General features: G+C 61.2%; 16 protein-coding genes. 1 reads left to right on the forward strand and 15 read right to left on the reverse strand.

The genetic code is table 11. From position 1 onward, the window contains the following. Positions 1–4: 4 nt before the first annotated feature. The 7 genes from AC07Y9_RS14210 to AC07Y9_RS14240 all read right to left on the reverse strand — a co-directional run bounded on the left by AC07Y9_RS14210 (position 5) and on the right by AC07Y9_RS14240 (position 6,090). Entirely contained in the window at positions 5–838 is an 834-nt protein-coding gene (locus AC07Y9_RS14210) for a peptidoglycan DD-metalloendopeptidase family protein (protein WP_007924027.1), read from the reverse strand. A 209-nt stretch (positions 839–1,047) separates the two neighbouring features. After that, positions 1,048–1,683 carry a protein-L-isoaspartate(D-aspartate) O-methyltransferase gene (locus AC07Y9_RS14215; protein WP_172963011.1) on the reverse strand — a complete coding sequence of 212 codons (636 nt, stop codon included), beginning with the start codon at positions 1,681–1,683 and terminating at the stop codon, positions 1,048–1,050. Positions 1,684–1,724: 41 nt separating this feature from the next. Beyond that, entirely contained in the window at positions 1,725–2,474 is a 750-nt protein-coding gene (gene surE, locus AC07Y9_RS14220) for a 5'/3'-nucleotidase SurE (RefSeq protein WP_007924030.1), read from the reverse strand. Beyond that, entirely contained in the window at positions 2,462–3,520 is a 1,059-nt protein-coding gene (gene truD, locus AC07Y9_RS14225) for a tRNA pseudouridine(13) synthase TruD (protein ID WP_102680045.1), read from the reverse strand. The genes surE and truD overlap by 13 nt, the downstream gene beginning before the upstream one ends. Continuing rightward, positions 3,517–3,990 (reverse strand): 2-C-methyl-D-erythritol 2,4-cyclodiphosphate synthase, encoded by a 474-nt coding sequence (gene ispF / locus AC07Y9_RS14230; RefSeq protein ID WP_007924033.1) that lies wholly within the window; start codon positions 3,988–3,990, stop codon positions 3,517–3,519. Before ispF ends, truD begins: the two co-directional genes overlap by 4 nt. Before the next feature lie 52 nt (positions 3,991–4,042). After that, positions 4,043–4,894, reverse strand: a complete 852-nt coding sequence (gene fghA / locus AC07Y9_RS14235) for an S-formylglutathione hydrolase (protein ID WP_162094495.1) — start codon at positions 4,892–4,894, stop codon at positions 4,043–4,045. 83 nt (positions 4,895–4,977) lie between these two features. Then, complete coding sequence (locus AC07Y9_RS14240; protein WP_007924035.1) at positions 4,978–6,090, reverse strand: S-(hydroxymethyl)glutathione dehydrogenase/class III alcohol dehydrogenase; 1,113 nt, start codon at positions 6,088–6,090, stop codon at positions 4,978–4,980. Between the two features lie 106 nt (positions 6,091–6,196). On the opposite strand from AC07Y9_RS14240, the gene AC07Y9_RS14245 reads away from it, so the two are divergent. Continuing rightward, entirely contained in the window at positions 6,197–7,093 is an 897-nt protein-coding gene (locus tag AC07Y9_RS14245) for a LysR substrate-binding domain-containing protein (RefSeq protein ID WP_007924036.1), read from the forward strand. 162 nt (positions 7,094–7,255) lie between these two features. Here the strand turns inward: AC07Y9_RS14245 and ispD are convergent, their stop codons facing one another. The 8 genes from ispD to dnaE form a co-directional block, all read right to left on the reverse strand. Continuing rightward, positions 7,256–7,963 (reverse strand): 2-C-methyl-D-erythritol 4-phosphate cytidylyltransferase, encoded by a 708-nt coding sequence (gene ispD, locus AC07Y9_RS14250; RefSeq protein ID WP_102680046.1) that lies wholly within the window; start codon positions 7,961–7,963, stop codon positions 7,256–7,258. Then, on the reverse strand, positions 7,960–8,238 hold the full coding sequence (gene ftsB / locus AC07Y9_RS14255; RefSeq protein ID WP_007924039.1) for a cell division protein FtsB: 279 nt from the start codon (positions 8,236–8,238) through the stop codon (positions 7,960–7,962). The genes ispD and ftsB overlap by 4 nt, the downstream gene beginning before the upstream one ends. A gap of 172 nt (positions 8,239–8,410) precedes the next feature. Then, positions 8,411–9,700 (reverse strand): phosphopyruvate hydratase, encoded by a 1,290-nt coding sequence (eno, locus tag AC07Y9_RS14260; RefSeq protein WP_009042397.1) that lies wholly within the window; start codon positions 9,698–9,700, stop codon positions 8,411–8,413. A gap of 157 nt (positions 9,701–9,857) precedes the next feature. Then, entirely contained in the window at positions 9,858–10,703 is an 846-nt protein-coding gene (gene kdsA / locus AC07Y9_RS14265; RefSeq protein WP_007924043.1) for a 3-deoxy-8-phosphooctulonate synthase, read from the reverse strand. 5 nt (positions 10,704–10,708) lie between these two features. Further along, positions 10,709–12,340, reverse strand: a complete 1,632-nt coding sequence (gene pyrG / locus AC07Y9_RS14270; RefSeq protein ID WP_007924045.1) for a CTP synthase — start codon at positions 12,338–12,340, stop codon at positions 10,709–10,711. A gap of 274 nt (positions 12,341–12,614) precedes the next feature. Beyond that, a complete protein-coding gene (gene tilS, locus AC07Y9_RS14275; RefSeq protein WP_102680047.1) occupies positions 12,615–13,943 on the reverse strand; it encodes a tRNA lysidine(34) synthetase TilS in 1,329 nt (442 codons plus the stop codon). Positions 13,944–14,062: 119 nt separating this feature from the next. Continuing rightward, complete coding sequence (locus AC07Y9_RS14280) at positions 14,063–15,010, reverse strand: acetyl-CoA carboxylase carboxyltransferase subunit alpha (protein ID WP_053277647.1); 948 nt, start codon at positions 15,008–15,010, stop codon at positions 14,063–14,065. Positions 15,011–15,150: 140 nt separating this feature from the next. Continuing rightward, positions 15,151–18,675, reverse strand: a complete 3,525-nt coding sequence (dnaE, locus tag AC07Y9_RS14285; protein ID WP_101336966.1) for a DNA polymerase III subunit alpha — start codon at positions 18,673–18,675, stop codon at positions 15,151–15,153. Positions 18,676–18,778 lie beyond the last annotated feature (103 nt).

The raw sequence follows: 18,778 nt of genomic DNA on the forward strand, positions 1-18,778 counted from the left end.
CGGATCAACGACGTGGCAGGAATTGCAGCGGATCTACAGGTTTACCTTGTCGGCGAATCTCAAAGTGCAGTTTCACCCGGTCTGTACCAGTTGATCCCATTTCGGCAATTGTCTGTCCGACTTTGACCTGCTGCCCCTCCCGAACCAACAGCCTACGGCTGTGGCCGTAAGCACTGACGTAGGTATCGCTGTGTTTGATGATGACCAGTTCGCCGTAGCCCCTTAAGCCACTCCCGGCGTAAACCACCGTCCCATCAGACGCAGCTAAAACAGGCTGTCCCAAATCCCCGGCGATATCAATGCCTTTATTCAAACTACCGTTTGAAGAGAATTTTCCAATCAGAATACCGTTCGCAGGCCAGCCCCAGCCCTTTGGCGCGGGGCCTGCAGGCGGTAATGGAGCCGGCGCGGGCTGGCTCGCAATCGTTGGCGCGGCCCCTGCCGGACGACGAATTACCGTGGTTTTACTTGAAGAAGATGCACTGGAAGCCGACTTTGTAACCACGGCTGTCGGGGCCGAGCCCGAGCGGCCGTCGAAGCGGATGGTCTGCCCCGGGTGAATGGTGTACGGCTCGGCAATATTGTTGCGCGCGGCCAGGGCCTTGTAGTCCCAGCCATAACGGAAGGCGATGGAGAACAGGGTGTCGCCGCGACGAACCGTGTATTGCCCCGTGGTCACCGTCGGGCGCTGCGGTACCGCGCTGGTGCGATCGACGACCCGGGCGCTGCTCGACTTATTGCTCGAACAGCCGACCAACAGAGAACTCAAGACAAGGCCAATCACCAGTCGCTGAAAGCTTGTTGTACCCATACGCTGCGCAATGACTGTGAGACTCACCCGCCGCTCCCTTTGTGGTGGTTGAAGATAATTAGTGCCTGGCTCAGGCATGAAGTGTCGCAAGTATAACCGGCCACCCACGCTTTATTCCCGGCAAAGCGAAATCGGCAGGCATCAGCATATCGATCAGGGTTCAAGGTTACTTAACCGATTGATCAAGCTGTAAGACCAAGCCGATCAAACAGAATTCACCCGTTCCAAACAAATGCTCAGGCCAATGGCCCGTTGAGCAAGGGAACGAAGCGAACCGAGCCGAGAACCTGCCGTGAAAACCCCTGCTCCTCACGAATGACCAGCATCAGTTGCTGCACTTCGCCGGCACCGACTGGAATCACCATCCGGCCACCGGGCGCCAATTGGTCCAGCAGGGCCTGGGGGATGTCGGTGGCGACCGCCGTCACGATGATCCCGTTGTACGGCGCCAGCGCCGGCCAGCCTTCCCAGCCGTCGCCCCAGCGGAATACCACGTTGCGCAGGTTCAGCTCGACCAGACGCTCCTTGGCCCGATCCTGCAACACCTTGATGCGCTCGACCGAGAACACCCGCTCCACCAGTTGCGACAATACCGCCGTCTGGTAACCCGACCCGGTGCCGATCTCCAGCACCTTGTCCAACGGGCCGGCCGCCAGCAGCAACTCGCTCATGCGCGCCACCATATAAGGCTGCGAGATCGTCTGGTTGTGCCCGATCGGCAGGGCCGTGTCTTCATAGGCGCGATGCGCCAGGGCCTCGTCGACGAACAGATGCCGCGGTGTACGCCGAATGACTTCCAGTACCTGGGCGTTGGACAGGCCTTCATCGTAAAGACGCTGGATCAAGCGCTCACGGGTACGCTGGGAAGTCATCCCGATACCGCGACGCAACAAATCGTCCTGCTCGCGAGCCATCAGCGCAGCCCCTCCAGCCAGCCATCAAGACTTCTGAAGGCATCATTGAAGGTGCGATCGAGCTGCAACGGCGTGATCGACACATAGCCCTGCATGATGGCGTGGAAGTCCGTACCCGGGCCGCCGTCCTCGGCGTCCCCTGCTGCGGCGATCCAATAACCGGCCTTGCCGCGCGGGTCGACCGTCTTCATCGGCGCCGCCGCCCGGGCGCGATGGCCCAGGCGAGTCAACTGAATGCCACGAATATGATCAAGGGGCAGATTGGGAATGTTCACGTTCAGCACGGTACGTGGTGGCAGATCCAGCTGCCCGTGGGCCTCGACCAGTTTGCGGGCGAAATAGGCAGCCGTCGGCAGGTTATCCACCTGACGCGAAACGAACGAAAAGGCAAACGCCGGCAGATTCAGGAAACGCCCTTCCAGGGCCGCGGCGACGGTGCCGGAATACAGCACGTCGTCACCCAGGTTAGCCCCGAGGTTGATTCCGGACACGACCATGTCCGGATCGCGCTCCAGCAGCCCGTTGAGGCCCAGGTGCACGCAATCGGTGGGGGTGCCATTGATACTGATGAAACCGTTACTCAAGGTGTGCGGGTGCAACGGCCGGTCCAGCGTCAGCGAGCTGCTGGCGCCGCTTTTGTCCTGGTCCGGGGCGATCACCACGCACTCGGCGTAATCCGCCAGCGCAGCATGAAGCGCGGCGAGACCGGGTGCTGTTACACCATCGTCGTTAGAAATCAGAATACGCATGGGCTGTCCGTCTGCCCCACCGGCACCAGATCGACGAGTTCACGCACCAATACGGTGGCGAAGCATCCGGCCGGCAGGACGAATTCCAGTTGCAGAATGTCAGGCTCGGGATAATGCCACGTCAACCCGCCAATGGGCAGCCGCAGGATGCGACGTTCGTGGCTCATTCCGGCTTTAATCAACCAATCGCGCAGATCCGCTTCGTCGGCAGCCACCTGCTGTTCCAGCAGCTGGGTCGCCCCGGCGGCCGGCGATTCGCCTTCGCCCCACTGCGGGCCGGTCGGGTGCAAGTCGAGGATGGCCAGACGCGGATCGCTGCATTCGGCTTCGCCGGCCGGGAAAAAACTGCGGCTGTCGGTGAAGGCCAGCAGGTCGCCGACCTGGGCCCGTTGCCAGCTGCCATCGGCCACGCGCGCCGCCAGCACCCGGTTGAACAGATAGCTGCGCGCGGTGGAAAGCAGCCGCGAACGTACATTGCGCTGCTCCGGCAAGGCCTTGCGGGCGGCCCAATCACGGGCATCGACCAGATTACCGCCGTTATGGCCAAAACGCTGGGCGCCGAAATAATTGGGGATGCCGTGTTTGACGATCGATTGCAGGCGCTCCTCGATCCCCGCCTTGTCTGCCTTCAATTCGGTCAGGCGCAGGGTAAAGCCGTTGGCCGCATGGGCGCCGCGTTGCAGCTTGCGCTTGTGGCGGGTCAGCTTGAGGATCTTCAGCGTGTCGTTTTCAGCCGCCGACAGATCGGGATCCGCCTTGCCGGGCAACTGCACACTGAACCACTGCCGGGTCAGCGCCTGGCGATCCTTCAAGCCGGCATAGCTGACGGTGCGCAGCGGCACACCCGCGGCCTTGGCAATCCGCCGCGCCGCTTCTTCGGTGTTCAGGCCGCGCTTTTCCACCCACAACCACAGGTGTTCGCCTTCGCCGGTCAGGGGAATGTCCAGGACTTCGTCGACCTGGAAGTCTTCGGCGGTGGCCTTCAGTACCGCGTTACCCAGGGCTTCACCATAGGCCCGCGGGCCCAACAGTTGCAGTTCGTTCATGCGCGCAGCAACAAGGCAACGGAATGCACGGCGATGCCTTCTTCGCGCCCGACGAAGCCGAGCTTTTCGGTGGTGGTGGCCTTGACGTTCACTTGATCCAACTCGACTTGCAGATCCGCGGCAATCAGCGCGCGCATCGTTTCAATATGGGGGGCCATCTTCGGCGCCTGGGCCACGATGGTGTTATCAACGTTGCCGACCTTCCAGCCCTTGGCATGGATCAGTGCGACGACATGACGCAACAGCGCGCGGCTGTCGGCGCCCTTGAACTGCGGATCGGTGTCCGGGAAATGTTTGCCGATGTCGCCCAGTGCGGCAGCACCCAGCAAGGCATCGCTCAGAGCATGCAACAGCACGTCGCCGTCGGAGTGGGCGAGCAGCCCGAAGCTGTGTGCAATACGCACGCCGCCCAGAGTGATGAAATCGCCTTCAGCGAAACGGTGCACATCGTAGCCGTGGCCAATACGCATAAAAAAACGCCCTGATTGAGTCAGGGCGTGATTCTACCTGCTTTGGCGGACATTAGCCGCTCAGAGCGCGCGCATGATGCTGCAGGTGGTCGCCGATGAAGCTGGCGATGAAGAAATAGCTGTGGTCGTAGCCGGGTTGCAGACGCAACGTCAGCGGATGACCCGCGGCTTTCGCCGCCTGTTGCAGCACTTCGGGCTTGAGCTGATTGGCCAGGAAATCGTCACGATCGCCCTGGTCCACCAACAACGGCAGCTTTTCGCTGGCTTCCTGGATCAGCACGCTGGCATCCCATTCGCGCCAACGGGAGCGCTCTTCGCCCAGGTAACGGGAAAAGGCTTTCTGCCCCCACGGGCAATCCATCGGGTTGCTGATCGGTGCGAAGGCCGACACCGACTGGTAGCGCCCCGGATTGCGCAACGCGCAGACCAGAGCACCGTGGCCGCCCATGGAGTGCCCACTGATGCCGCGCTTGTCCGAAGCCGGAAAATGCGCCTCGACCAATGCCGGCAGCTCCTGCACCACATAGTCATGCATGCGGTAATGCTCGGCCCAGGGCTGCTGGGTGGCATTCAGATAGAATCCGGCCCCCAGACCGAAGTCCCAGGCGCCATCCGGGTCGCCCGGCACGCCAGGGCCACGCGGGCTGGTATCCGGCGCGACAATGATCAATCCCAGCTCGGCAGCCAGACGCTGGGCACCGGCCTTTTGCATAAAGTTCTCGTCGGTGCAGGTCAGGCCGGACAACCAGTACAGCACCGGCAGCTTGCCGCCCTGCTCCGCCTGCGGCGGCAGGTACACGGCGAACACCATGTCGCAGCCCAGCACCTCGGAATGATGCTTGTAGCGTTTGTGCCAGCCGCCGAAGCTTTTCTGGCAGGACAGGTTTTCCAGACTCATGGGCATTTCAGCCGCAGGCTTCAAGCTTCAAGCTGCAAGTTGGCGGTGATCGCTCTTGCAGCTTCCGGCTTGCAGCTTGCCACTGCTCCTTAGAAATGAATGACGGTGCGGATGCTCTTGCCTTCATGCATCAGGTCGAAGGCCTTGTTGATGTCCTCCAGCCCCATGGTGTGGGTGATGAAGGTATCCAACGGGATTTCGCCGCTCTGGGCCATTTCCACATAGCTTGGCAACTCGGAGCGGCCACGCACGCCACCGAACGCCGAACCGCGCCAGACGCGACCGGTAACCAGCTGGAACGGACGGGTGGAGATTTCCTGGCCGGCACCGGCCACGCCGATGATCACCGACTCGCCCCAACCCTTGTGGCAGCACTCCAGTGCGGCACGCATCAGCTGCACGTTGCCGATGCACTCGAAGGAGAAGTCCACGCCGCCGTCGGTCATGTCGACGATGACCTCCTGGATCGGCCGGTCGAAGTCTTTCGGGTTCACGCAATCGGTGGCGCCCAGCTGCTTGGCGATCTCGAACTTGGCCGGGTTGATGTCGATGGCGATAATCCGGCCAGCCTTGGCTTTCACGGCACCGATCACCGCCGACAGGCCGATGCCGCCCAGACCGAAGATCGCCACGGTATCGCCGGCCTTGACCTTGGCGGTATTGATCACCGCGCCGATCCCGGTGGTGACGCCGCAACCCAGCAGGCAGACTTTTTCCAGAGGCGCTTCTTTAGGGATCTTGGCCACCGAGATTTCCGGCAACACGGTGTACTCGGAAAAGGTCGAGGTGCCCATGTAGTGGAAAATCGGCTGGCCTTTATAGGAGAAACGGGTGGTGCCGTCCGGCATCAGGCCCTTGCCCTGGGTGGCGCGGATCGCCTGGCACAGGTTGGTCTTGCCCGACAGGCAGAATTTGCACTTGCCGCATTCCGGGGTGTACAGCGGGATCACATGATCGCCCACGGCCACCGAGGTCACGCCCTCGCCGATGGCCTCGACCACGGCACCGCCTTCGTGACCGAGGATCGACGGGAAGATGCCTTCCGGATCGGCGCCGGACAGGGTGTAGGCGTCGGTGTGGCACACGCCGGAAGCGACGACCCGCAACAACACCTCGCCAGCCTTGGGCATGGCGACATCGACTTCAACGATCTCAAGGGGTTTCTTGGCCTCGAAGGCAACGGCAGCGCGCGACTTGATCATCCTGGGTCTCCAGCGAATAAAAACGAGACAGGGAGTGTAAAACAGCGCCTGACGATGAATAATCCGGACAAAAGCAAAACATTATTGCTGTACAGGGATAATCACCATGAACGAGAACCGCTGGGAAGGCATCGACGAATTCGTCGCCGTGGCCGAGTGCAGCCAGTTCACCGCCGCCGCGGAGCGCCTCGGGGTGTCGTCTTCCCATATCAGCCGGCAGATCGTCCGCCTGGAAGAACGGCTGCAGACCCGCCTGCTGTATCGCAGTACCCGCCGAGTGACCCTGACCGAGGCCGGACAGACGTTCTTGCAGCATTGCCAGCGCCTGCAGGACGGGCGCGAAGAGGCATTGCGCGCCGTCGGCGACCTGACCAGCGAGCCCAAGGGCATGCTGCGCATGACCTGTGCGGTGGCTTACGGCGAGCGGTTTATCGTGCCGCTGGTCACCAGTTTCATGGGGCTTTATCCGCAACTGCGGGTGGATATCGAACTGAGCAACCGGCCCCTGGACCTGGTGCACGAGGGCCTGGACCTGGCGATTCGTCTCGGTCGCCTGCAGGACTCACGACTGGTGGCGACCCGCCTGGCGCCACGCCGCATGTACCTCTGCGCCTCGCCGTCCTACCTGGAACGCTACGGCCGCCCCCACAGCCTGTCGGAATTGAGTCGCCACAACTGCCTGATCGGCAGCTCGGACATCTGGCAACTGGAGCAGGACGGCCGCGAGTTCTCCCAGCGGGTGCAAGGCAACTGGCGCTGCAACAGCGGGCAGGCCGTGCTGGATGCAGCGCTACAGGGGGTTGGCCTCTGCCAGCTACCGGATTATTACGTGCTGGAGCATTTGCATCAGGGCAGCCTGATTTCCCTGCTCGAGGCGCATCAGCCGCCGAATACCGCGGTGTGGGCGCTGTATCCGCAACAACGGCATCTGTCGCCCAAGGTGCGCAAGCTGGTGGACTATCTCAAGGAGGGGTTGGCCAAACGGCCGGAGTACAAGGATTGATCCGTAGCCGCTGCGGCAGGCTGCGATCGGCTACGCAATACCCGTCATAGCGGACAACGCGGTCGATCGGCTTGAAGTACATGACGACTACAAAAAACGCGTCCCGTTCCGGACCGTTCGCAGCCTGCGGCAGCGGCTACAGGGGCCCGCGAAAAGCTACGCTCAGTGGCGATTGGCCCAACGCTGGCGCAGCCACTCCAGGTCTTCCGGACGGGTCACCTTGAGGTTGTCCGAACGCCCTTCGATCAGGCGTGGCGCCTGACCGGCCCATTCCATTGCCGACGCTTCATCGGTAATCGCCACATCCGCCACCAGGCTGTCGGCCAAGGCGCGATGCAAGGCGCCAAGACGGAACATCTGCGGCGTATAGGCTTGCCAGATCAGGCTGCGGTCCACGGTTTCCAGCACCCGTCCGTGCTTGTCGATCCGCTTCAGGGTGTCACGGGCCGGCACCGCGAGCAGGCCGCCCACCGGGTCATCCGCCAGTTCGCTCAGCAGCTTGTCCAGGTCATCACGGGACAGGTTCGGCCGTGCGGCATCGTGAACCAGCACCCAGTCTTCATCCGCAGCGCCCTGGGCATGCAGATGGAGCAAGGCATTGAGGACCGATCCGGAACGCTCAGCACCGCCTTCGACCCGCTGAATCCTTGGGTCATAGGCACAGGCCAGGGTCGGCCAGTAAGGATCGTCAAGCGCCAGGCTGACCACCAGCCCCTTCAGGCAAGGATGGTCGAGGAAACAGCCGAGGCTGTGTTCGAGAATAGTGCGCCCGCCCAGTTGCAAGTATTGCTTGGGACGGTCCGCGGCCATGCGGGCACCGACGCCCGCGGCAGGAATCACGGCCCAGAAGGCCGGTAACGACTGGATCATTGGGCCAACTGGTAGAGGGTTTCGCCCTCCTTGACCATGCCCAGTTCATGACGAGCCCGCTCTTCCACGGTCTCCATGCCTTTCTTCAATTCCATGACTTCCGCGTCGAGTACACGATTGCGCTCCAGCAAGCGCTCGTTTTCAGCGCGCTGATCGGCAATTTGCTGAGTCAGGTCGGTTACCTGCGCCAAGCTGCCATTCCCCACCCAGAGGCGGTACTGCAGGCCAGCCAGCAGCAAGAGCAAGACGAGGAACAACCAATTGGGACTGCGCATCGAATATCGGGTATCCAGTGAAAAAAGACAGCCATGCCAACAACTTCGAACCTACTGACAGCACGAAGCCTGGAAGAACCAGGCTTGTGCTCTTAAGGCATCAGATTAGTGGCAAAAATCTCGCTGATGCGATTTTTCTGACCCAATCCGGTGTCTTTGTACCATCTACCGCTTAACCGCGAAACTCGCTGCGGCCGTTGTACTTGGCTTTGCCATTCAATTGCTCTTCGATACGCAGCAATTGGTTGTACTTGGACACGCGGTCGGAACGGCACAGCGAACCGGTCTTGATCTGGCCAGCCGAGGTGCCCACGGCCAGGTCGGCAATGGTCGAGTCTTCGGTTTCGCCGGAACGGTGCGAAATCACTGCGGTGTAACCGGCAGCCTTGGCCATCTGGATGGCTTCCAGGGTTTCGGTCAGGGTGCCGATCTGGTTGAACTTGATCAGGATCGAGTTGGCGATCTTCTTGTCGATGCCTTCTTTCAGGATCTTGGTGTTGGTCACGAACAGGTCGTCGCCCACCAGTTGGGTCTTCTCGCCGATCTTGTCGGTGAGGATCTTCCAGCCAGCCCAGTCGGACTCGTCCAGACCGTCTTCGATGGAGATGATCGGGTAACGCTCGGTCAGGCCTTTCAGGTAGTCGGCGAAACCTTCAGCGGTGAACACCTGGCCTTCGCCGGACAGGTTGTACTTGCCGTCTTCGAAGAACTCGCTGGCTGCGCAGTCCAGAGCCAGGGTCACGTCGGTGCCCAGCTTGTAACCGGCGTTGGCCACGGCTTCGGAGATCACTTTCAGGGCGTCTTCGTTGGAAGCCAGGTTCGGCGCGAAACCACCTTCGTCACCCACGGCGGTGCTCAGGCCACGGGCCTTCAGCACGGCTTTGAGGTGATGGAAAATCTCGGTGCCCATGCGCAGGCCTTCGGAGAAGGACTTGGCGCCCACCGGCTGCACCATGAATTCCTGGATGTCGACGTTGTTATCGGCGTGCTCGCCACCGTTGATGATGTTCATCATCGGCACTGGCATCGAGTAGACGCCCGGTGTGCCGTTCAGGTTGGCGATGTGCGCGTACAGCGGCAGGTCCTGGTCCTGTGCTGCTGCCTTGGCCGCGGCCAGGGAAACGGCGAGGATCGCGTTGGCGCCCAGGGTGGCCTTGTTGTCGGTACCGTCCAGCTTGATCATTGCCTGATCGAGGGCTTTCTGGTCGCTTGGGTCTTTACCCAGCAGCAGGTCACGGATCGGACCATTGATGTTGGCTACGGCCTTCAGTACGCCCTTGCCCAGGTAACGGCTCTTGTCGCCATCACGCAGCTCCAGCGCTTCACGCGAGCCGGTGGAGGCACCGGACGGCGCGCAAGCGCTGCCGATGATGCCGTTATCGAGAAGCACGTCCGCTTCGACGGTGGGGTTGCCACGGGAGTCGAGAACTTCACGACCTTTGATGTCGACGATTTTTGCCATTGTTGTAAACACTCCAAAGTTGACGAAAACGACGCAGCTGAAGGGAATCTCTTTACCGTCGGCAAGCAGGGAACAGGGGGCAGACTTGCGGACGATAAGGCTCAGGCCCGCGGGCCTGAGCAATTAATCGTGCGGTACTTTACCGGAGAAATCGGTTTTACGCGGTCTCTACCGTCGGAAAACTCTTAACCAGTTCGTCCAGGGCCTTGAGCTGGGCCAGGAAAGGTTCGAGCTTGTCCAGGCGCAGGGCGCATGGACCGTCGCATTTGGCGTTGTCCGGGTCCGGGTGGGCTTCCAGGAACAGGCCGGCCAGGGACTGACTCATGCCGGCCTTGGCCAGGTCGGTGACCTGGGCACGGCGACCGCCAGCCGAATCGGCGCGACCGCCGGGCATTTGCAGGGCGTGGGTCACATCGAAGAACACCGGGTATTCGAACTGCTTCATGATGCCGAAGCCGAGCATGTCCACCACCAGGTTGTTGTAACCGAAGCTCGAACCACGCTCGCAGAGGATCAACTGATCGTTACCCGCTTCCTCGCATTTGCTCAGGATGTGTTTCATTTCCTGGGGCGCGAGGAACTGGGCTTTCTTGATGTTGATCACCGCACCGGTCTTGGCCATCGCGACCACCAGGTCGGTCTGGCGCGACAGGAAGGCCGGCAGTTGAATGATGTCGCAGACCTCGGCGACGACCGCGGCCTGGTGCGGCTCGTGGACGTCGGTGATGATCGGCACGCCGAAGGCTTGCTTGATGTCCTGGAAGATGCGCATGCCCTCTTCCAGGCCAGGACCACGATAAGAGGTCACAGAAGACCGGTTGGCCTTGTCGAAACTGGCCTTGAACACGTAAGGGATACCGAGCTTTTCGGTGACCTTCACGTACTCTTCGCAGACCTGCATGGCCATGTCACGGCTTTCCAGCACGTTCATGCCGCCGAACAGCACCATGGGCTTGTCGTTGGCAATCTCGATGTCGCCGACGCGGATGATCTTCTGTGCCATCGGGGTTACGCCTTCTTCTGGTGTTGAGCCAAAGCCGCCTTGACGAAGCCACTGAACAGCGGATGGCCGTCACGTGGGGTCGAGGTGAACTCAGGGTGGAACTGGCAGGCGACGAACCATGGATGATCCTGCGCCTCGACCACTTCAACCAGCGCGCCATCGCCGGAACGACCGGAAATCTTCAGACCGGCGTCGATCAGCTGCGGCAGCAGGTTGTTGTTCACTTCGTAGCGATGACGGTGACGCTCGACGATCACGTCCTTGGCGTAGCAATCGTGCACCTTGGAGCCAGCTTCGAGCAGGCATTCCTGAGCGCCGAGACGCATGGTGCCGCCCAGGTCGGAGGCTTCGGTACGGGTTTCGACGGCACCGGTGGCATCAGCCCACTCGGTGATCAGGCCGACGACCGGGTGACCGCTGGCGCGATCGAACTCGGTAGAGTTGGCGTCTTTCCAGCCCATGACGTTACGAGCGAACTCGATCACGGCCACTTGCATGCCCAGGCAGATACCCAGGTACGGCACTTTGTTTTCGCGAGCGTATTGGACGGCGGTGATCTTGCCTTCCACGCCACGCAGACCGAAGCCGCCTGGAACCAGGATCGCATCGACGCCTTCAAGCAGCGCGGTACCCTGATTCTCGATGTCTTCGGAATCGATATAACGCAGGTTGACCTTGGTGCGGTTGGTGATGCCGGCGTGACTCATCGCTTCGATCAGCGACTTGTAGGCGTCCAGCAGCTCCATGTACTTGCCGACCATGGCGATGGTGACTTCGTGCTCGGGGTTGAGCTTGGCGTCGACCACCTTTTCCCACTCGGACAGATCGGCACCGTTGCATTGCAGGCCGAAACGCTCGACGACGAAATCGTCCAGACCCTGGGCGTGCAGCACGGCCGGGATCTTGTAGATGGTGTCGACGTCTTCCAGGGAGATCACCGCGCGCTCTTCAACGTTGGTGAACAGCGCGATCTTGCGACGCGAGGACACATCCACCGGATGGTCGGAGCGGCAGATCAGCACGTCAGGCTGCAGGCCGATCGAACGCAGCTCTTTCACCGAGTGCTGGGTTGGCTTGGTCTTGGTCTCGCCAGCGGTGGCGATGTACGGAACCAGGGTCAGGTGCATCAGCATCGCGCGCTTGGAACCGACTTCGACACGCAGCTGGCGGATGGCCTCGAGGAACGGTTGCGACTCGATGTCGCCCACGGTGCCGCCGATTTCTACCAGGGCCACGTCGGCATCGCCGGCGCCCTTGATGATGCGGCGCTTGATCTCGTCGGTGATGTGCGGAATCACCTGGATGGTGGCGCCCAGGTAGTCACCACGGCGCTCTTTGCGCAGCACGTGCTCGTAGACGCGACCGGTGGTGAAGTTGTTGTTCTGGGTCATGGTCGTGCGGATGAACCGCTCGTAGTGGCCCAGGTCCAGGTCAGTCTCGGCGCCGTCGTGGGTGACGAACACTTCACCGTGCTGGAACGGGCTCATGGTGCCCGGGTCGACGTTGATGTACGGGTCCAGCTTGAGCATGGTGACCTTAAGTCCCCGCGCCTCCAGGATGGCCGCCAATGAAGCCGAGGCAATGCCTTTCCCCAATGAAGAAACAACACCGCCCGTGACGAATATGTAGCGCGTCATGAAAAACCCTAGAAGTCTGCGTTAAAGCGGTCCGAGCCGCCGGGGAAAGCGAAGGAAGGCCGAAGCCCCCGATCACCTGCATTAATCACAGTGCACCTTTCAAAAAAACCGCCGCGTTGGGACAGACCGGAAGAGAAAACACCGGTACGTTGCTCGCTACACATTTTTTGGAATCGCCCAGCAAAGACTGCTTGGTAATCGGCAACTCCTGCAATTCAGGCGAATCCACAGAAGTTGTATCAAGAAGGGAGCGTAGTCTACCGGAAAGGGACTTTCAGCTCAAACCTTGATCGCTCGAAGGCGGCTGCCAATGCAATTGCCAACCTTCATGGGCATTTGCGTCAAGACCTGGCAGGTTCGCCACCGCGAGCAATTCTTCGCCTCGATACAGCAGCGGCAATCTGCCACGGACGAAGGCTGGCAGACCTGCCTCGTTGAGCAGACGCTTGAGGTCGCGGTGGCCACGTCCTGGCAGTTGCATCGCCTCGCCCCCCTGACGGTAACGCACTTGCAAAGGTCCTTGCGGCGCGCCACCGATGAGTTGCAGTAGACCATTACCCGGCAACGGCAGAGGCGCAGCGGTATCGACCCAACTCGGTGCAGACAGTACGGGGTGCAGCCAGCTATCCGACAACCACCAGACGCGCCCTGCCGCCCGCTGCACCTCGCCCTGCCCCAGCCGCCACACCGGACGACTGTCGCCCGCGGCATCGCGCAGCGCTTGCCAGCCCGCCCAGTGGTCGCTGTCCGGCAACGTCGTGAACCGGCTCAACCAGTGACTCAGGGCATTGCGTTGACGCGCCTGAGACAAGCCGAGCAAAGGCGCCAGCGCCAGGGACGGCAACCCCAGCCACTCGAACTCAACGCCCTTGACCGCCTCTTGCAGATCGATAATGGCTAGCTCATCCAGCAACTCCCGCGCCTCGCGCAAATGCGCCGCGCTGCGCGCCATGCTGCTGGCAGCTTGTGGCCAGCGGGCGGTCAGCAACGGGAATACCTGATGGCGCAGGTAATTGCGGGAAAACTGCCGGTCCTGGTTGGAGGGGTCGTCGATCCAGTGCAACTGGTGATCCCGAGCGTAGCGCTCCAGTTCGTCGCGGGAGACGTCGAGCAAAGGCCGCAGCAAATGCCCCTGCCCCAACGCACGCGACGCCGGCATGGCCGACAGCCCCCTGACTCCGGCCCCACGCAGCAGTCGGAACAACAGGGTTTCCGCCTGATCGTCGCGGTGCTGGGCCGTCAGCAGCAACTCATTGCTGCCGGTTATCCCTTCGAACACGGCATAACGCGCTTCCCGCGCCGCGCGCTCGAGACTGGCTCCTGGTTGCACCTGCACCGCCACTACCTGCAACGGCACAGCCAAAGCCTCGCACTGGGCCCGGCAATGCTCCGGCCAGGCGTCAGCCGCAACCTGGAGGCCGTGATGCACGTGTATGGCGGTCAAAGGGGGAAGACTGTGTCGCTGCCTGAGTTGGGCCAGCAGGTGCAGCAGGACGGTGGAATCGAGGCCACCAGAGAATGCGATGCGCCAGGCCGATCGATCCAGCCAGGGCAGGAGGCGTTGCAGCAGTTTTTGCGTGAGGGCTGTATCGAATGGGCTCATGAATGGAGCGGATCCTGAGTAGAGACCGAGCGTGCTCGCAATGCCTGAAAAGCCTCGACCTGAATGGCCGAGGCGCCCATTTCGCGAGCAAGCCCGCCCCTACAAGGAGCGTCGATCTATCAGAGACCGTAGCTCATCAGGCGATCGTAACGACGCGCCAGCAGTGTGTCGTTATCCATCTTCTTGAGCATCGCCAGCTGGGAAGTCAGCTCGGCGCGGATCAGCGCGGCAGCAGCGGCCGGGTCACGGTGCGCGCCACCCAGTGGCTCGCCAATGACCTTGTCGACAATGCCCAGGCCTTTCAGGCGCTCGGCGGTGATGCCCATGGCTTCGGCGGCATCCGGCGCTTTCTCGGCGGTTTTCCACAGGATCGAGGCGCAGCCTTCCGGCGAAATTACCGCGTAAGTGGAGTACTGCAGCATATTCAGCTGATCGCAGACACCAATGGCCAGCGCACCGCCAGAACCACCTTCACCGATCACAGTGGCGATGATCGGGGTTTTCAGGCGCGCCATGACCCGCAGGTTCCAGGCAATGGCCTCGCTCTGGTTGCGCTCTTCGGCGTCGATGCCCGGGTAGGCGCCCGGGGTGTCGATAAAGGTCAGGATCGGCATCTTGAAGCGCTCGGCCATTTCCATCAGACGGCAGGCCTTGCGATAGCCTTCAGGACGCGGCATACCGAAGTTGCGGCGGACCTTCTCGCGCACTTCACGGCCTTTCTGGTGACCGATGATCATGACCGGCTGGTCGTCCAGGCGAGCAACGCCGCCGACGATCGCAGCGTCGTCGGAGAAGTGGCGATCGCCATGCAGTTCGTCAAACTCGGTGAAGATGTGCTCGATATAGTCCAGGGTGTACGGACGACGCGGATGACGCGCCAGGCGTGCGATCTGCCAGCTGGTCAGCTTGCCGAAGATGTCCTCGGTCAGGGTGCTGCTCTTGTCTTGCAGGCGGGAGATCTCATCGCCGATATTCAGCGAATTGTCATTACCGACCAAGCGCAACTCTTCGATCTTGGCTTGCAGGTCGGCGATCGGCTGTTCGAAATCAAGAAAATTCGGGTTCATAGGCGTCCGTCTTGGGTCGACGTCCAAGAGAGCTTGGGCCGGCCGGTTGTCTATTCGCGCCCTACCTTAAGGGAGAGGCGCGTTCAGGTCGAGATTAAAAATTCGGGTCGAGATCGGCGCACTTTTATGGCGCCAGACCGTCAACGGTATTGGAGGAAGACGTTGTCTCGCCCGAACTGGTCACGCAGGGCTTGAATCAAGGCATCCGCCGGATCGATCCGCCAGGCTTCGCCGAACTGCAGCAAGGCCTTGGCGTCCTCCTTGGTGTACTCCATGGAGATCGGGCAAGCGCCGCGATGGCGTTTGCACAACTCCCCCAGCCAGCGTAGCTGATCGCCCTTGAGGGCTTCGGTGTGCACCTTCAGGCGCAGGCTTTCCGCCAAATTGGTGCGCGCATCTTCCATGCTCATCACCCGCTTGACCCGCAGGCGCAGGCCGCCGGAGAAGTCGTCGTTGCTGACCTCGCCCTCGACCACCACCATCGCGTCGGTCTGCAGCAGGGACTGGGCCGAATGGAAGGCTTCGGCGAACAACGAAGCCTCGATCCGCCCCGAACGATCGTCAAGGGTAATGAACCCCATCTTGTCGCCCTTCTTGTTCTTCATGACCCGCAGGGCAATGATCATGCCCGCGACGGTCTGGGTATCGCGCGCGGGCTTCAGGTCGACGATGCGCTGGCGGGCGAAACGGCGGATCTCACCTTCGTATTCGTCGATCGGGTGCCCGGTCAGGTACAAGCCGAGGGTATCTTTCTCCCCTTTCAGGCGCTCCTTGAGGGTCAGTTCCTTGGCCTTGCGATGATTGGCGTAGACGTCCGCATCTTCTTCGACGAAGACCCCGCCGAACAGGTCGGCGTGACCACTGTCGGCGGTACGCGCGGTCTGCTCGGCCGCCTTGACCGCTTCCTCCAGGGCCGACAACAGCACCGCGCGGTTGCGGTCGATGTTGGCCTGGTAGGCCTTGATTTCGTCGTGGAAGTAGGGTCCCAGGCGGTCCAGGGCACCACTGCGGATCAACGCATCGAGGGTACGCTTGTTGATGCGCTTGAGGTCGACCCGGCTGCAGAAGTCGAACAGGTCCTTGAATGGGCCACCTTCGGCACGGGCCTCGACGATCGCCTCCACCGGCCCCTCGCCCACGCCCTTGATCGCTCCCAGGCCATAGACGATGCGGCCGTCGTTATTAACGGTGAACTTGAAGTCGGAACTGTTCACATCCGGAGCATCGAGGCGCAGCTTCATGCTGCGCACTTCTTCGATCAGCACCACCACCTTGTCGGTGTTGTGCATATCCGCGGACAGTACCGCGGCCATGAAAGGCGCCGGGTGATGCGTCTTGAGCCATGCAGTCTGGTAAGACACCAGGCCGTAGGCGGCCGAGTGGGACTTGTTGAAACCGTAGCCGGCGAACTTTTCCACCAGGTCGAAGATGTTGCCCGCCAGGTCGGCATCAATATTGTTGTTGGCGCAACCTTCGATGAAGCCACCGCGTTGCTTGGCCATCTCCTCGGGTTTTTTCTTACCCATGGCACGACGCAGCATGTCGGCCCCGCCAAGGGTGTAGCCCGCCATCACCTGGGCAATCTGCATCACCTGTTCCTGATACAGGATGATGCCGTAGGTCGGCGCCAGTACCGGCCGCAGGCCCTCGTACTGGTAGTCCGGATGCGGATAGGCCAGTTCGGCGCGACCGTGCTTACGGTTGATGAAGTCGTCCACCATGCCCGATTGCAACGGACCAGGACGGAACAGCGCTACCAGTGCGATCAGGTCTTCCAGACAGTCGGGCTTGAGCTTTTTGATCAGCTCTTTCATGCCTCGGGATTCAAGCTGGAACACCGCGGTGGTCTCGGCCTTCTGCAACAGCTCGTAAGTCTTCTTGTCGTCCAGCGGGATGAAGTCGATGTTGACATCGGGCAGGTTCTTTTTGACCTGCTCGCGGTTGATGGTCTCCATCGCCCATTTGATGATGGTCAGGGTCCGCAGGCCGAGGAAGTCGAACTTCACCAGGCCGGCGGCCTCGACGTCGTCCTTGTCGAACTGGGTTACCAGGCCATCACCGGCTTCGTCGCAGTAGATCGGCGAGAAGTCGGTCAGCTTGGTCGGCGCAATAACCACACCACCGGCGTGCTTGCCGACGTTACGCACCACGCCCTCGAGCTTGCGCGCCATTTCCCAGATTTCCGCCGCTTCTTCATCGACCTTGATGAAGTCACGCAGGATTTCTTCCTGCTCGTAGGCTTTTTCCAGGGTCATGCCGACTTCGAAGGGAATCATCTTCGACAAACGGTCAGCCAGGCCGTAAGACTTGCCCTGCACCCGCGCCACGTCCCGTACCACAGCCTTCGCGGCCATGGAACCGAAGGTGATGATCTGGCTTACCGCGTTACGGCCATATTTCTCAGCCACGTAGTCGATGACCCGGTCACGACCGTCCATGCAGAAGTCGACGTCGAAGTCGGGCATGGAAACCCGTTCCGGGTTGAGGAAACGTTCGAACAGCAGGTCGTAGGCCAGCGGGTCGAGGTCGGTGATCTTCTGCACGTAGGCCACCAGGGAGCCGGCACCCGACCCCCGGCCTGGCCCCACCGGCACACCGTTGCTCTTGGCCCACTGGATAAAGTCCATAACGATCAGGAAGTAACCGGGGAACCCCATCTGGATGATGATATCCAGCTCGAAATTCAGCCGGTCGACATACACCTGGCGCTTGGCTTCATAGTCTTCGGTGGTGTCCTTGGGCAGCAGCACGCTGAGGCGCTCTTCCAGCCCGTCGAACGACACCTTGCGGAAATACTCATCGATGGTCATGCCATCGGGAATCGGATAGTCAGGCAAGAAGTGCTTGCCCAGCTTCACTTCGATATTGCAGCGCTTGGCGATCTCGACCGTGTTTTCCAGGGCCTCGGGCAGGTCGCTGAACAATTCGGCCATTTCCTCGGCGCTTTTCAGGTACTGCTGGTCGCTGTAGTTCTTCGAACGGCGCGGGTCGTCGAGGGCACGGCCTTCACCGATGCAGACCCGGGTTTCATGGGCCTCGAAGTCTTCGCGCTTGATGAACCGCACATCGTTGGTCGCCACCAGCGGCGCGCCGATCTTGTCCGCCAGGGCCACAGCTGCGTGCAACTGCTCTTCGTCGTTGGGACGGTTGGTACGCTGCACTTCCAGATAGAAACGATCCGGGAACACCGCCATCCACTCGCGCGCCAGGGTTTGCGCTTCTTGCAGATCGCCAGAGAGCAAGGCGATACCGATCTCGCCCTCTTTCGCGGCCGAGAGCATGATCAGGCCCTCGGCGGCCTCGGCCACCCACTCGCGCTCGATGATGATCTGGCCATTACGCTGGCCATCGATGAAGCCGCGGGAAATCAGCTCGGTCAGGTTGCGATAGCCCACGGCATTCATCACCAGCAGGCTGATGCGGCTCAGTGGATTCTCGGGATCCTTGTTCGACAGCCACAAGTCGGCGCCACAGATCGGCTTGATCCCGGTGCCCATGGCCGCCTTGTAGAACTTGACCAGGGAACACATGTTGTTCTGGTCGGTAACCGCCACGGCGGGCATGCCCATGCCGGCCAACGTCTTGACCAGCGGTTTGATCCGCACCAGACCGTCAACCAGGGAATATTCAGTGTGCAGGCGTAGATGAACGAATGAAGCCGGCATAGTGATCCTGTAAGAAAGCGCGAAAACAACAAGGCCCGGAAATCCGGCGATTTAAAGGGGTCGAGCTCGGTAATACTGCGTTGAACAGCGGCTCAAAATGCTC

The sequence above is a fragment of the Pseudomonas sp. GW456-L12 genome (assembly GCF_059424045.1).

Bases quoted from the DNA above. Each gene is read 5' to 3' on its own strand.
- AC07Y9_RS14215 (WP_172963011.1), bottom strand. From the start codon at position 1,683: ATGACTTCCCAGCGTACCCGTGAGCGCTTGATCCAGCGTCTTTACGAT.
- surE (WP_007924030.1), bottom strand. From the start codon at position 2,474: ATGCGTATTCTGATTTCTAACGACGATGGTGTAACAGCACCCGGTCTC.
- truD (WP_102680045.1), bottom strand. From the start codon at position 3,520: ATGAACGAACTGCAACTGTTGGGCCCGCGGGCCTATGGTGAAGCCCTG.
- ispF (WP_007924033.1), bottom strand. From the start codon at position 3,990: ATGCGTATTGGCCACGGCTACGATGTGCACCGTTTCGCTGAAGGCGAT.
- fghA (WP_162094495.1), bottom strand. From the start codon at position 4,894: ATGCCCATGAGTCTGGAAAACCTGTCCTGCCAGAAAAGCTTCGGCGGC.
- AC07Y9_RS14240 (WP_007924035.1), bottom strand. From the start codon at position 6,090: ATGATCAAGTCGCGCGCTGCCGTTGCCTTCGAGGCCAAGAAACCCCTT.
- AC07Y9_RS14245 (WP_007924036.1), top strand. From the start codon at position 6,197: ATGAACGAGAACCGCTGGGAAGGCATCGACGAATTCGTCGCCGTGGCC.
- ispD (WP_102680046.1), bottom strand. From the start codon at position 7,963: ATGATCCAGTCGTTACCGGCCTTCTGGGCCGTGATTCCTGCCGCGGGC.
- ftsB (WP_007924039.1), bottom strand. From the start codon at position 8,238: ATGCGCAGTCCCAATTGGTTGTTCCTCGTCTTGCTCTTGCTGCTGGCT.
- eno (WP_009042397.1), bottom strand. From the start codon at position 9,700: ATGGCAAAAATCGTCGACATCAAAGGTCGTGAAGTTCTCGACTCCCGT.
- kdsA (WP_007924043.1), bottom strand. From the start codon at position 10,703: ATGGCACAGAAGATCATCCGCGTCGGCGACATCGAGATTGCCAACGAC.
- pyrG (WP_007924045.1), bottom strand. From the start codon at position 12,340: ATGACGCGCTACATATTCGTCACGGGCGGTGTTGTTTCTTCATTGGGG.
- tilS (WP_102680047.1), bottom strand. From the start codon at position 13,943: ATGAGCCCATTCGATACAGCCCTCACGCAAAAACTGCTGCAACGCCTC.
- AC07Y9_RS14280 (WP_053277647.1), bottom strand. From the start codon at position 15,010: ATGAACCCGAATTTTCTTGATTTCGAACAGCCGATCGCCGACCTGCAA.
- dnaE (WP_101336966.1), bottom strand. From the start codon at position 18,675: ATGCCGGCTTCATTCGTTCATCTACGCCTGCACACTGAATATTCCCTG.